At 67.2% G+C, this 13,717-nt stretch carries 12 protein-coding genes; 3 read left to right on the top strand and 9 right to left on the bottom strand.

Going from position 1 to position 13,717, the window contains the following annotated elements:
- Positions 1-138: 138 nt before the first annotated feature.
- From E3D03_RS13935 to E3D03_RS13895, 9 genes are all read right to left on the bottom strand, one after another.
- A complete protein-coding gene (locus E3D03_RS13935; protein WP_263567433.1) occupies positions 139-897 on the bottom strand; it encodes an SDR family NAD(P)-dependent oxidoreductase in 759 nt (252 codons plus the stop codon).
- Complete coding sequence (locus E3D03_RS13930) at positions 894-1,619, bottom strand: nitroreductase (protein WP_263567432.1); 726 nt, start codon at positions 1,617-1,619, stop codon at positions 894-896. Before E3D03_RS13930 ends, E3D03_RS13935 begins: the two co-directional genes overlap by 4 nt.
- An 11-nt stretch (positions 1,620-1,630) precedes the next feature.
- Positions 1,631-2,683 carry a phosphotransferase family protein gene (locus E3D03_RS13925; protein WP_263567431.1) on the bottom strand — a complete coding sequence of 351 codons (1,053 nt, stop codon included), beginning with the start codon at positions 2,681-2,683 and terminating at the stop codon, positions 1,631-1,633.
- Positions 2,680-3,924, bottom strand: a complete 1,245-nt coding sequence (locus tag E3D03_RS13920) for an acyl-CoA dehydrogenase family protein (protein WP_263567430.1) — start codon at positions 3,922-3,924, stop codon at positions 2,680-2,682. Before E3D03_RS13920 ends, E3D03_RS13925 begins: the two co-directional genes overlap by 4 nt.
- Before the next feature lie 95 nt (positions 3,925-4,019).
- Positions 4,020-4,880 carry an AMP-binding protein gene (locus tag E3D03_RS13915; RefSeq protein WP_263567429.1) on the bottom strand — a complete coding sequence of 287 codons (861 nt, stop codon included), beginning with the start codon at positions 4,878-4,880 and terminating at the stop codon, positions 4,020-4,022.
- 171 nt (positions 4,881-5,051) lie between these two features.
- The gene (locus E3D03_RS13910) at positions 5,052-5,840 is read right to left on the bottom strand and encodes an SDR family NAD(P)-dependent oxidoreductase (protein ID WP_263567428.1); all 789 of its coding nucleotides are present in this window, start codon (positions 5,838-5,840) and stop codon (positions 5,052-5,054) included.
- A 188-nt stretch (positions 5,841-6,028) separates the two neighbouring features.
- Positions 6,029-7,066, bottom strand: coding sequence for an MBL fold metallo-hydrolase (locus E3D03_RS13905; protein ID WP_263567427.1), 1,038 nt, complete (start codon positions 7,064-7,066; stop codon positions 6,029-6,031).
- Between the two features lie 121 nt (positions 7,067-7,187).
- Positions 7,188-7,631 (bottom strand): helix-turn-helix transcriptional regulator, encoded by a 444-nt coding sequence (locus E3D03_RS13900; protein WP_263567447.1) that lies wholly within the window; start codon positions 7,629-7,631, stop codon positions 7,188-7,190.
- Positions 7,631-9,931 carry a hypothetical protein gene (locus tag E3D03_RS13895; protein WP_263567426.1) on the bottom strand — a complete coding sequence of 767 codons (2,301 nt, stop codon included), beginning with the start codon at positions 9,929-9,931 and terminating at the stop codon, positions 7,631-7,633. Before E3D03_RS13895 ends, E3D03_RS13900 begins: the two co-directional genes overlap by 1 nt.
- A 121-nt stretch (positions 9,932-10,052) precedes the next feature.
- Between E3D03_RS13895 and E3D03_RS13890 the strand changes: the two genes are divergently transcribed.
- The 3 genes from E3D03_RS13890 to E3D03_RS13880 are packed head-to-tail and all read left to right on the top strand — an operon-like array spanning position 10,053 to position 13,700.
- Positions 10,053-11,981 (top strand): AMP-binding protein, encoded by a 1,929-nt coding sequence (locus E3D03_RS13890; RefSeq protein ID WP_263567425.1) that lies wholly within the window; start codon positions 10,053-10,055, stop codon positions 11,979-11,981.
- A 52-nt stretch (positions 11,982-12,033) separates the two neighbouring features.
- Positions 12,034-12,858 (top strand): acyl-CoA dehydrogenase family protein, encoded by an 825-nt coding sequence (locus tag E3D03_RS13885; RefSeq protein WP_263567424.1) that lies wholly within the window; start codon positions 12,034-12,036, stop codon positions 12,856-12,858.
- A 41-nt stretch (positions 12,859-12,899) separates the two neighbouring features.
- A complete protein-coding gene (locus tag E3D03_RS13880; protein ID WP_263567423.1) occupies positions 12,900-13,700 on the top strand; it encodes an acyl-CoA dehydrogenase family protein in 801 nt (266 codons plus the stop codon).
- Positions 13,701-13,717: the final 17 nt, after the last annotated feature.

The following is a 13,717-nucleotide window of genomic DNA, read 5'->3' as shown; positions in this document are numbered from 1 at the left end:
GGGGCGAGCCTTTCGAGGCTCGCCCTACTTGCCGGAACGCGAACCGGGGGCATTTCGCGATGTGCCGCCCATCCTTGCGGCACCGCCCGGCCTGCGACCGCGCGGTTTCGTTGTTGCAAGAGCGCGGCGCCCCGCGGGTCAGATATGATCGGTGGGCCGGACCACCACCTCGGCCAACGCGACGCGGCGGGGACGGGTGATGATATGGGCAATGGTTTCGGCCACGTCCTCGGGGTGCAGGTATTCCACGTCCGCCAGGATGCGCGACAGCCGGGCTTGCGCAACCGGCGCCTGATGATCGAACAGCTCGGTTCGCACGGCGCCGGGCTCGACGACCGAAACGCGGACATTGCGCCGGGCGAACTCTTGCCGCAACGCCTCGCTGAAGCCGTTGACGCCGAACTTCGTGGCGTTGTAAACGCCCGCCGTCGCCGCCGCGACCCGGCCCGCGACAGAGCTGACGTTCACCACATCGGCGACGCCGCGGGGCCCCTTGGCCGCCTCGACCAGATGCGGCAGCGCCGCCTTGGTGATCGCCAGCAGCGCCATCAGGTTCAGATCGACCATCTGCTCCCATTCGGACAGCGGGCGATCGATCGAATTGCCGTTCAGCATCACGCCGGCGGCGTTGACGAGGATGTCCAGCCGCCCCTCGGCCGCGACGGCATCCGCGACAAGCTGCGCCGGCACGCCCCGCCGGGCAATGTCGGCCTCCAGCACGCGCACCCCGCCCCCCGCCGCGGCGATCCGGTCGGCGACTTCGGCCAGCCGCCCAGCCCGCCGCGCGGCCAGAACCACCCTGCTGCCCTGCGCGGCAAGCTCGGCCGCTGCCGCCGCGCCGATCCCGCTCGAGGCGCCGGTCACCAGCGCCACACATCCTTCCAGCCGTGCCGTCATTCGCTTCTCCTCAGGCCTTGGTCGCATTCCGTCGTCGGTCGGGTCGAATATCCGTCGCGATGGAAGATCACCGTTTCATCCAGTCCGGCGCGACCGACGCGCGCCCGGTTGGCATCCACCGCCGCGTCCTCGTAGCCGAACGAGATGCCGAAGATCAGCCGATGCGTGTCGGGCAGGCCGAGGTGGTCGCGGACGATGCCGGGATACAGCCCCAGCGCCCCCTGCGCACAGGAGGAGATCCCCCGCGACGTCAGCAGAAGCATCAGCGTCTGCGCATAGATGCCCAGATCTACCGCCTCGCGCTCTTCGAACGTATGGTGCAGAAAGATCAGCGCCGCATGCGGCCCGCCGAAGAAATCCAGATTGCGGCGATAGGCCCAATCCCGGCGTGGCCGGTCGTGCCGCTTGATCCCCATCGCTCCGTAAAGCTGCATGGCGGCATCGATCTGGCGCGCGCGATAGACGCCCTCGAATTTGCGGTCTGCGGCGAAATCCGGGTCTGGCGGAATCTCGGCCTGGGCTGCCGCCACCATCTTCCGGCCAAGGCCGCGCAGGCTTGGTCCCGACAGGACATGGGTGATCCAGGGCTGGATATTGCAGTTCGAGGGCGCCTGCTGGGCCAGTCCCAGCACCTCGCGCAGGATGTCCTGCGGCACCTCGTCCGGCAGGTAGCCGCGCACGGAACGGCGCTTTGCCACGGCATCGTCAATGGTCATCATCATGGCGTTCCCTTCTACAGGCCGCTGCGGGCCGCGATCTCCATCCCCCGGCGCGCATAGGCGGCGGCAAGCCTGCGGCCAACGCTTGCGGAATCGGGTAGCGTGCTGTTGCCCTGCTCGCCGCGCCAGGCGACGCCGGCGCTGCCGACCGCGGCGCGGAACATGGCGAAGACGCGATGGAAATCGGTCATCCACTCGGTGGTCCCGGCTTCGGCATAATAGGCTTGCAGGTAATCCGCCTCGGTCGGGATGCCCTCGGCCGCCAGGTCGATGCCCAGAAGGCCGCCATTCTCGTCGGGGGCCATGTGCCAGGCCTGCGTATTGAAGGCGACATCGACCAGCGGATGGCCCAACGTCGAAAGCTCCCAGTCCAGCACGCCGATGACGCGCGGCTCGGTCGGGTGGAACATCAGGTTGCCGATCCGGCAATCGCCGTGGCACAGCGCCAGAAGCGCGCTGTCCGGGATGCGGTCGCCCAGCCAGCCCAGCATCCGGTCCAGGTCGGGATTGTCGGTGTCGCCCTTGCGATACTGCTGCCAAAGCTGCGACCAGCGGCTGATCTGACGTTCGAAGTAATTGCCGGGGCGGCCGAAATCGCCAAGGCCCGCGGCCCGGAAGTCCAGGCTGTGGATCGCCGCCATCGTCCGGGCCATCGCGCCGTAGATCGCGCCGCGCTGTTCCGGCGCCATGCCGGGCAGCGAATATTCGGTGAAGATCCGGCCGTCGAGCCATTCCATCAGGTAGAAGGGCGTGCCCAGCAGGCCGGCGTCCTTCTCGTAGTGATAGAGCTGCGGGACCGGCACGGCGCTGGCGGCAAGCGCCCCCATCACCCGGAACTCGCGGTCGATGGCATGGGCGGATTTGGCAAGCTTCAGGCCCGGCTGCTTGCGCAGCACCGCCCGCCAGCCATCGGCGGTGACGAAATAGGTCGGGTTCGACATGCCCCCCGTGGTCGGCAGGACGGCAAGATCGAGCACCGCCTGCCCCAGGAAGCCGTTCAAAAAGCCGCGCAGGGCCTCGATGTCGAAATCGGCGCCGGGGGCACGGGCTGCGGCTTGCGCACTCATTCCGCCCCCTTGCCGCCGAAGCCGAACAGCTTCTGCGCGATGCGGCGCTTCTGCACCTCTTCCGAGCCCTCGGTGATCTTGTAGCGCCGATGGTGGCGGTAGATGTGCTCGAACGGCATGTGGCGGGAATAGCCCAGGCCGCCATGCACCTGCATGGCGAAATCCGCCGCCCGGCAGACCAGGTTATTGGCCATGTAGTTGCAGATCGACACCTCGTCCGAGATGGTCGCGGGGTCCTGCCGGTCCATCTTCCAGGCGGTGCGGAAGACGTAGTTGCGCACCACCTCGCATTCGGCGTGCAACTCGGCCAGCGGGAACTGGATCGCCTGGCGCGAGGCAAGGGCTTCGCCGAACAGCACCCGCTCCTTGGCGTATGTCACCGCCTGCTGGATGCAGTAGCGCGCGGCGCCCACGCTGCCCGCCGCCTGGCGGATGCGGTTTTCGTGGATGAACATCATGGCGATCTTCAGCCCCTCGCCCTCGACATGCAGGATGGCGCTGTCGGGCACGCGGACATCCTTCAGCTCGACCTCGGAATGGTCGGTGGGCATGTTGAAGGTCCAGTGGTTCATCACGATCCGGTGGCCGGGCGTATCGGTCGGCACGATGAAGGCGGTGATGCCGCGCGCCTCGCCGTCCTTGCCGCTGGTGCGGGCAAAGACCAGGTTCGCCTCGGCCCGGCCGACCTGGCTGTTCCAGCGCTTGCGGCCATTGATGATCCAGTGGTCGCCGTCCCGCACCGCGCGGGTCTCCAGCCAGGTCGCGTCCGAGCCGTGGCGCGGCTCGGTCAGCGCAAAGCTCAAGTGGCGCTCGCCGGTGATGATGCCCTCGATATAGACCTTCTGCGCCGCGGTGCCGTATTTGGCGATGGCGGGCACGATGGGAAAATTGCCGACGATCGAGTTCTCATCCTGCAGGTCGTTGTGCAGCCCCAGCCCCTTGGCCGCCAGATGCTCGCGGATCGCGGCATTCATCAGGTTCCCTGCCGCCTTGCCGCCGCAGCTTTCCGGCAGGCACAGCCGCAGGTGCCCGGCCTTGTCGGCGCGGCGCTCCATTTCCGACAGCAGCGCGCGCCATTCCTTGCTGGGGGCGCCGTCGTTTTCCCAATCGGTGCGGCAATATTCGCGGCGATGGTCGAAGAACCGGATGTTCTCGCGCTCCAGCGGCTTGATCTCGGCCTCGATGAAGGCGTCGAGTTCGGCCAGCTTGTCGGTGACGGCCTGCGGCAGTGTGAAATCCATGTCACTTTCCCGGATGGTTGCAAGGGTGCGGGGGTGGATCAGGGCGCCCCCGCCGCGCGCGTTTCAACGGGCGGCATATTGGGCCGCCTGTTCCTTCAGCAGGAATTTCTGGATCTTGCCGGCGGCATTGCGGGGCATCGTCTCGATGATCTCCACCGCTTCGGGCCAGTATGGCCTCGCCGCCCCGCTGCCTTCCATCCAGGCGCGCAAGTCTTCCATGGTAAAGGGCGCCCGGTCGGCCAGCACAAGGAAGGCGCAGGCCCGTTCGCCATGCGCCGGTCGGGATAGCCGACGATCGCGGCATCGGTGACGCGGGGGTGGCGATAGAGGATCGCCTCGATCTCGACCACCGGGATATTCTCGCCGCCGCGGATCACGATGTCTTTGGAACGGCCGCTGATCCGGATATAGCCCTCGGCATCCATATGGGCGAGATCGCCGAAGGACTGCGGACCGTCGCCATCCACGACGATCACCTGCTCCAGCGCCGGAAGCTCCGGCCTCAGCCGGTTGATCATCCCCGGAAAGTCGTGGCCGCGAAAGCTTTTCGGGATCAGGATCGCCTTCGTCTCGGCGAAGCCCAGCATGAAGCGCAATTCGCGCTCGCGGAAGATGGGCATCAGCGGATTGGGCACCGCGCCGATCCGGCAGGCGGCAAAGGCGGCGACCACGAATTCCCACCAGTTCGGCAGCATGAGCCCGATCACGTCCCCCCGGCCGATGCCCAGCGCCCGCAGCGATCCCGCCGCCTGCGCCACCGCGCCGCCCAGTCCGGCATAGGTCATCACCCGGGCGGGAATGTCTAAGCCCCGATCCTTGCGATAGGCGACCACGGCCTTTTTCCGCGGCGCTGCGGCGATCGCCGATTCCAGCAGATCGTCGAAGGTTCTGTCCTGCCACCAGCCCGCCGCCCGCATGGCCCGGGCATGCGCCGCGAGATCGAATCCGTCGGACATGATTTCCTCCTCCTGCCGGGGCATCGGCGCGGATGTCGGCTTGGCGATTTCCGCAAATGATACGCTCGACTACTATATCCAAGCATAGCAAATTCGGCCGCGTCAAGCGTTCTGTGCCGCGCTGGACCGGGTTGCGCCCGGCTTGCGTGGGGGCGCAGCGCCGGAGCCGTTTCAGTAAACGAACTTTCCGGCCGGATGGGTGGCGGAAATTCCCCCGTCCACCGGCAGCAGCTGGCCGTCCATATAGGACGAATCGTCCGAGGCCAGGAAAGCTGCGACGGCGGCCATGTCATCGACATGCCCCGGCCGCTGAAGCGGGGTCAGCTTGCCCAGCCGGTCCTCCTTGCCCGCATTGCGCGCCCAGTCGAACATGGGCTGGGTCAGGCCCGTCTCGGTCAGGCCGGGCAGGATCGCGTTCACCCGCACCTTCTGGCCGGCAAAGGCGCAGGCTGCCGTCATCGTCAGGTGGTTCACCGCAGCCTTGGCCGCGCCATAGGCCTCGGTCCCGCCCCGCGCCCGCAGCGAGCCGGTCGAGGAGTTCAGGATGATCGATCCGCCGCCATGCGCGGCCATATGGCGCCCCGCAAGCTTGCAGGCGATGAAGGCCGGGATCACGTTGTCGCGGAACATGCCTTGCCATTGTTCCACGGTCTGTTCGGTGAAAGGCGTGACGGAATCGGTGTTGCCGGCATTGGCGAAGAAGATCTCCAGCCCGCCCAGATCCTGGACGCAGCGGTCGATGGCGGCCTGGACGGCAGCCTCGTCGCCGGCGTCCGCGACATGGGCGATGCAGGTGCCGCCTGCGGCGCGCACCAGGTCCGCGGTTTCCTGCAACGGTGCCTCGCGCCGGCCCGCGGCGAGAACGACTGCGCCCTCGGCCGCGAACCGCAGCGCGCTGGCCCGGCCGATCCCGCTGCCCGCGCCGGTGATGATTGCCCTTCGGCCTTCAAGACGTTTCACGTTTCCCCCTCCCGCACCTCTCACCCCGGTCCGCCATGGCTCATGCGGCACGCAGCCTGAAATTGCGCTATAATATGATAAGGAAGCATTCCATGTCGGGCGCCGAAAGCAAGAACTTTTCTCCGGCCACGATACGCGGTCCGCGATTTTCGGGCGGGCCGGCGCGGACAGCGCGCGGGCTTCGCCCGTTACCGCACCAAGGCCAGCAGGCTCCGGTCGTGCTCTTCGACGATGGCGAGCTGGCCGCGGCGGATCAGCCGGTTGGCATGGGCGAGAGTCTCGGTGAAGGCGAAGCCCATCTGGTGGGGATCGAGCTGGCGGCGGAAAAGCATGGGGATCAGCTCGGCCGCCGAATGCGGGCGGTCGGCGCAAGCAGCAAGGATGATGTCGCAGCGGTTTTCATGGTGCCGGATCAGTTCGCGGCAGCGGGTATGCAGCCCCCGGAACGGGCGGCGATGCCCGGGCAGCACCAGGACGTCGTCCGGAATCTCGGTCTCGATCAGCCGCAGGCTGCGCAGGAAATGCCCCAGCGGATCGCTGGTCGGCTCGATCGCCTCGACACTGATGTTCGGGCTGATCTTTTCCAGCACCTGGTCGGCGGCCAGGAACAGCCTTTCCTCGGCGCAATACAGCATGACCTGTTCCGGCGCATGCCCGTCCCCGGTCAGGACGCGAAAGTTGCGGCCACCAATAGCCAGGCTGTCGCCATGGACCAGACGCTGGAAGGTCATGGGCAGGGGCGCAACCCGCAGAAGGTATTCCTTGCCCTGGATCGCGACCAGACCGGCGGTTTCCGCGGTCATTCCATGCCGCAGGAAGAAATCGAAGTTCTGCCGCACCGCCTGCTCGCTGCGCCCATGCGAGATCAGCTGAGCCAGCGCATAGCTGCTGAGGCTGGTCAGAAGCTGGGCGCCTTGCTGTTCATGGAACCAGCCGGCCAGACCGATATGGTCGGGATGGTAATGCGTGATGATCACCCGGCTGATCCGCAGCCCCGACAGCGGACCGGCGAGCAGGGACCGCCAGACGGCAAGTGCTTCCGGCGTGCGGATGCCCGTGTCCACCACCGCCCATCCGTCATGATCCTGAAGCAGGAACACGTTCACATGGTCCAGCAGATAGGGAAGCGGGATCCGGACCCACAACAGCCCCTCCGCAATCGGCTGCACCTCGCCATAGGCGGGCGGCTCGGCAAACGGAAATTCCAGGCCAGAAAAGTCGGTCACAGGGAAGCTCCTCGCAGCGGGTTGATCCCAGACCAACCTGTTCCATCACACCGGCGCCCCCGATCCAGGAATTCGCATCCATCGAGCCGGTCATGCGCCGCCTTGCCATCAATAGCGCAGTTCATTCGGAATAGACCATGGCCGCGACGGTACGGTTCGGGACATTGAGCTTGGTGAAAATGTTCTTGAGATGCCATTTGACGGTGTTCCGGCTAAGATTCATGATCTCGCAGATCTCGGGGTTGCTCAGCCCCGACTGGACCAGCCGCATCAATTCCCGCTCGCGTCCCGTCAGCGGCACGCCAGCATCCGCAGGCCGCGGAGATTCCGTGCTGCTGCCGGGCTCTTCAATGCCCAGATGCGCCAGCAAGCGCGACAGAAAGGCGCGGTCGTCGGGATTCGGAAAATGCTCAGCCCCGAAAGTCCGGCTGGCCAACAAGGCGTCGATGTCCGGCCTGTGCCGCCGGAACGCCTCGACCATCTGGCGGCGGCGCGCCAGCAGCAGCGCCGTCCGCAGCCGGTTCGCCGCCTCGGCGTCGTCGCCGCGCTGCCGCGCCAGCGCCATCAGCACCAGTTCAAGCCGGGCCTGGCGCAGGGCGCGGCCGTCATGCTCGGCCGCCTCCCGCTCGCGCTCGGCCAGCTTGCGGGCGGCGCGGAATCGCCGATGCCCAGCAACAATTCGATCGCGGTCATGGCGATGATGTCGCGGGTGCGGGGCAGCAGCTCCCCTCCCGCGAGCCTGACACGACCCTCGGCCAGATCCAGGCCGACCGCCGCCGCCTCGGCCTGCGCGTCTGCCACCCGCCCGAGCGAAACCAGCCGGCGGATCAGATAACAGGAGAACATCAGCCGAAGCCGGAACGAATAGCGCGGCACCACGGCTTTCAGCCGGAGAAAGACCGGATCGCGCTCGTCCCCGTCCCAAAGCTGCAACGCGGCATCGACGGCGCACATGCTGGTTCCGACATTCCCGTGCTTGTGCATGCTGCGCAAGGCCCGGGCCAGCAGATCGCGCGCTTTCCCGTGATCGCCCGCTTCGACGGCGCATTTCGACGCCACCGAGCTGATGAGGTCACACAGATCGGCATCCGCCCCCAGTGCCTGCTCGGCCCGCGCCAGCGCCTGGTCTATGATCTCGCGCCCGCGAAAGACATTGCCTTCGTAAAGATAGCTGGCGCCCAGGATCAGGTCGCACCAGCCGGTCAGATAGGGTGAGCGCACCTCGTGCGCCAAGGCCCGGGCCCGCCACAGGCAATCCCGCGTCTCGGCAAAGCGATAGGCCGTCAGGTGATAGGCCGCCATGACCGACAGGACCCAGGCGTGATCGAACGGATCCTTGTCATGGCCGGATTCAAGCCATTGCCGCGCGTGCCGCCCGGCCAGCGGCAGATCGTCACGCAGGAAGGCCAGCGCCACCGAAAGATGCTCGACCCGGTGCACAAGGCTGCAACCGCCTGCGTCGCCGCCGCAGGCCATGCTGCGCAGCTGCTCCAGATGGCGGCCGGCCGAGGCATGGCGAAGGTAGAAGGTCAGCGCGAAGACATGCCAATAGCGGGTCTCGAAGCCCAGCGGCACCCCGGCCGCGATCAACTCGTCCACCACCTCGACGAAATAGCGCATCCGGCACATGTCGCGCACCAGGCTGGGCGCCGCCCGTTCCAGAACCTGTGCGATCAGGCTGTCGCTGCGGGAACTGCGGGCCGCGGAGATCGCCTCGTCCCACAGCCAGTCCTCCGCTGCCAGCTGCGCCATCTCGCGGCAGAAGGCCGTCCGCTCGGGCTCGGGGACGGTCTGTTCGGCCTCGGACCGCAGCCTGTCGCGCAGCAGCTGATGCATGCGGAAGCGATTGCACCGGCCCGCCACCGGCACGATGAACATGCCCTGCGCAAGCATGCTGTCCATATGCTTCTGGACATCGCCCGCGCCGATCACCTTGCCGACCTGCCCCGGTTCGAAACTGGGCAGAAGCGAGGCGAACAGGAGGAAGCGGTGCATCTGCGGCGGCATCGCCGCCAGGACCTTGCGATCGAACCAGTCGCGCAGGCCCGGTGCCGCGCCGGAAAACCGGCTGAGCATCCCCGCCCCGCCCGCGGGCGCGTCCAGCAACATGGCGACCAGCCGCAGCCCGGCGACCCAGCCCTCGGCGCGTTCCAGAAGCGCGGGCAATACCTCGGGCCCCAGCGCCTGCACCGTCCTGCCCAGCATCTCGCATGCCTCGGCATCGGCAAAGGCCAGCTCGTTCATGCCATGTTCGCGCAAGGCGCCGCGCATCATCGCCTCCACCCGATCATAGCCCAGGCTGCGGTTCGAGGTCAGCAGGAAGTGGACGCCCGGCGGCGTGGTGTCGAACAGCGCATCCAGCGCACCGGGGGCCAGCGATTCTGTGCAATTGTCGATATTGTCGATGCAGATCAGGAAGGGCCGCGGCACGTTTTCCAGCAGCGGCCACAGGATCCGGTCCTGCGCAGCATAGACCGGGCCGCGTTCCGCGACCAGGCCCGGCGCCATGCCGGGCACCCATGCCGCGATCTGCCGCGACAGCTGGAGGATGACCGTGTCCAGGTCGTCGTCCAGATAGCCCAGCCCCAACCAGACCCCCGGCAGGCCCGCGTCCCGTCGCCATGCCCGGAAGACCTCGGCCAGGATCACCGTCTTTCCCCAGCCGTGCGGCGACAGCAGCGTCTCGACCGTGGCCAGCCCGCAGGGCCTTTGCAGGGCGCGGCCGGCCAGATCGGCCATCAGCCGGGTCCTGACGACGGGGAACCGGAAATCGGGCGGCGCATCGACAAAGTTGTCGTGATCCGTCCGGGCGGCGACGGGCTCCCCGGCCGCCGGCCCTTGCATCGTGCCTTGATGCTGCTTCATCGGCCTGCTCCTCCTGCCCGAAAGCATAGAGCACGAAATTTATCTTTTCCCCACCCACGTGGGTGGCGGTCGCAACCCGGCTCGGAACTAGCCTCCGGATAGGGACAGAGGAGGAACCTGCATGCGCGATTCCGGATTGCCGACCGAGAAGCGGATCGACCGGGTCGACACCGGCCCGGCGATCCAGCGCATGCGGCTGCGCACCGCCGAGGACCGGCTGAAGCTGGAAGCGATGGACCCGGCCAGCATGCTGCCTTACGACAGCATCCACGGCTGCATCGCCGCGGCGGCGGCTGTCGAGCCGAAGAAGCCCGCGATCATTTTCATGCCCGGTGCCGAGACCGCAGAGGCCATTCCCGTCAGCTATGCCGAGCACCTGGACCAGATCGAAAGGGCGGCGGTGCTGTTTCACCAGTCGGCCAATCCGGATGGCGGCAGCCGCCCGCCGGTGGTTTCGGTGATCGCCCCGCTGCACCCGCTGGCCATGGCCGCGACCTGGGGCGCGCAGTCAGTGGGCCTGGTCAATCCGATCAACCCCTTCCTTGCCCCCGCGGGCGTCGCGGCGCTTCTGAAGGCGGCGGGAACCGATATCCTGGTCTGCGCCACATCGGCGCTGGGGCAGGGCGTCTGGGATCAGCTTGACGAACTGCTGGAGGCCGCTCCGGAGCTGCGGGCGGTGTTCCTGATCGGCGATCCCGATGATCCCCGGTCGCTTGAACGCGCCCTGGCAACTGTGGACCGCAGCCGCTTCGCCGCGCTGCCTCGGCGCGGCGGCGATGACGAATGCACGCTGATGCCGACCGGCGGCACCACCGGCGCCCCGAAGCTGGTCCGGCACACCCATATCAAGACCCTGCTGAACGCCTGGATGATGGGCGCGCTGATGGGCAGCGCGCGCGAGGATGTCGTGGGCCAGGGCATGCCGCATTTCCACGTCGGCGGCCTAGTCTGCGCGGCGTTGCGGGCCCTGATCTATGGGCAGACGGTGGTCCTGATGTCGCCCGATGGCTATCGCAACAGCCAGGTCGTCGCGCGCTTCTGGCAGATCGCCAAGACATTCGGCCTGACCAATGTCATCGCCACGCCGACCAGCGCCGCAGCCTTCATGAACCTGCCGGATGCCGCAGAAGGCCATGGCAGCATCCACACCTTCGCCTGTGGCGGCGCCACCATCCCGGTCGAACTGCTGCACGGCTTTCATGCCAAGTTCGGCATCTATCTGCGCGAGGTCTGGGGCATGACCGAATTCCACGGCGTGGTCTGCGGCCATCCCGACGACGGCAGGATGCCCCGGCTGGGATCGACCGGGCGGGCGCATCCCTGGCATGAGGTCAAGGCCTTCAAGCTGGAGGGGAGCCGCTTTCTGGGCGAATGCGCGCCGGGCGAGCAGGGCGTGCTGGTCGTCCGCGGCGCCTGCGTCGGCGAAGGTTACCACGGCGACGGCGCGGATGAGCTTTTCGTTACCGATGCTCCCGGACACCAGGTCTGGGGCATGACCGGCGACCTTGGGACCGTCGATGCGGACGGCTATGTCTGGATCCACGGCCGCGAAAAGGATCTCATCATCCGGGGCGGGGCCAATATCGATCCGAAGGTGATCGAGGAGGCGCTGCAAAAACACCCCGCTGTGCTGATCCCGGTGGGCATCGGCTATCCCGATCCCCGGCTTGGGGAAAAGCCCATGGCTTTCGTGCAGTTGCGGAAAGGATGCAGCGCGACCGAGGACGAGTTGATGGCCGTCGCCGCCGCCCATATCGCCGAACGCGCCGCCCTGCCCTGCCGGGTCTCGATCCTCGACCGCCTGCCGATCACCGGGGCGGGCAAGCTGGACAAGCCCGCGCTGCGCCACCGCGCGATCGAGGACGCCGTTGCGGCCGAGCTGCGGCAGCTCTTTCCCGGGATTTCGCCGCGGATCCGGGTCGATGCGCTCAACAAGCGTCCCGTCGCGCTGGTCGCCGGGCTGGGCCCCGTGCTGCGGGACGACGCGCAGCGCCAGGCCTTCAAGCGTGCATTCGCGCCCTATGCGTTCACCGTCGAGGCCCGGGACTAGCGCCGGACCGGCCACCTCCCTGCCCGTCACAAAAGGAAGAATTGGAACAAGAATGGCATATCTGCAGCCCCGCTCCGAATTGCGAACCCACAGCGTCGAAAACCAGTCCGGGCCGCTGGAAGGTCTCAACGCATTTGAAAACGACATCGTGCTGAAGGAAGCGGTCCGGCGCGGCGGCGCCAGCTGGGCCGAGGCCAATCTGACCAGCCTCGGGGCCAAGATCTATGACCCCGCCTGGATGGAGCGCGCCGAACTGGCGAACCGGGTGACGCCCGAGCTCAAGCGGTTCGACCGGTTCGGCAGGCGCGTCGATACGGTCGAGTTCCACCCGGCCTATCACGACATCATCGGCATGGCCTTCCAGCACGACCTGCACGCCCTTGCGGCGCGGGACAGCCGGCGGGGCGCCCATGTCGCGCGCAGCGCCGCCGAATTGATGTTCGCCCAGCTGGAATGCGGGGTCCTGTGCCCGATCGACATCACCTATGGCGTCATTCCGATGCTGCGCATGCATCAGCCGGACCTGGCCGAACAATGGGTGCCGCTGATGCTGTCCCAGGACTATGATCCGCGGCCGATCCCGCATTGGGAAAAGACCGGCGTGACCATCGCTTTCACCTCGACCGAAAAGCAGGGCGGCTCGGACATCCGCCGCAACTCGACCTTTGCCACCCCTGTCGGGGAACCGGGGCCCGGCCGGGAATACCTGATCCGCGGGCACAAGTGGTTCTGTTCGGCCGCCGGGGCCGACGTGATCTTCGTCGTGGCGCAGGCCGAAAAGGGGCCGTCCTGCTTTCTCGTGCCGCGCTGGCTGCCCGACGGCAGCCGCAATCCGATCCAGCTGGAACGGCTGAAAGAAAAGATGGGCAACCGCTGAACGCCTCGACCGAGCTGGAGTTCGAGAACACCCATGGCTGGATGATCGGAGAGGAAGGCCGCGGCATTCCGACGGTGATGGAGTTCATGCGCCACACCCGGTTGGGTTGCGGCTTCATTCCCGCCGGCATCATGCGCATGGCGCTGACGCAGTCGATCCACCACACCCGCCACCGCTCGGCCTTCCAGCGCCGCCTGGTGGACCAGCCGCTGATGCGCAACGTGCTGGCCGACCTGGCCATCGAATCCGAGGCAGCGACCACGCTGATGATGCGGGTGGCCGAATCCTTCGACGCCCACGCGCAAGACCCGCACGAACGCGCCTTCGGCCGGATTTCGGTCGCGGTCGGCAAATACTGGATCAACAAGCGCGTCGTGCCCTTTGTCCATGAATGCATGGATACCCACGGCGGCGCCGGCTATATCGAGGAATCGCCGATCGCGCGCTATTTCCGGGAAAGCCCGCTGAACGGCATCTGGGAAGGCCCCGGCAATGTCATCAGCCTGGACATCCTGCGCGCCTTCCGGCGCGAGCCCGAGTCGGGCGAGGCGTTCTTTGCCGAACTGAACCGGGTCAAGGGCGAGAGCGCGCCGCTCGACGCGGAAATCCGCGACCTGGCCCAGCGGGTGCGGGATTCGGAACTGTCGGACCTGACGGCCCGCCATCTGGCGGAACGGATGGCGATCGCTTTGCAGGCCAGCCTGCTGCTGCGCCACGCCCCCGAGGCGGTGTCCGACGCCTTCCTGCGCACCAGGCTTTGCCGCGAGGGCGGCACCTGCTTCGGCGCCTTGCCCGCCGACATCAAGTTCGACGCCATTCTTGAACGCGCGTTGCCGGAATGACGACACGGGCTGCATGG

Source organism: Paracoccus sp. DMF, assembly GCF_004407025.1.
In the GTDB taxonomy this organism is placed as follows: Bacteria; Pseudomonadota; Alphaproteobacteria; order Rhodobacterales; family Rhodobacteraceae; genus Paracoccus; species Paracoccus aminovorans_B.
The sequence above is the reverse complement of the archived record's forward strand: the minus strand, read 5'-3'. Positions and strand labels throughout refer to the sequence as shown.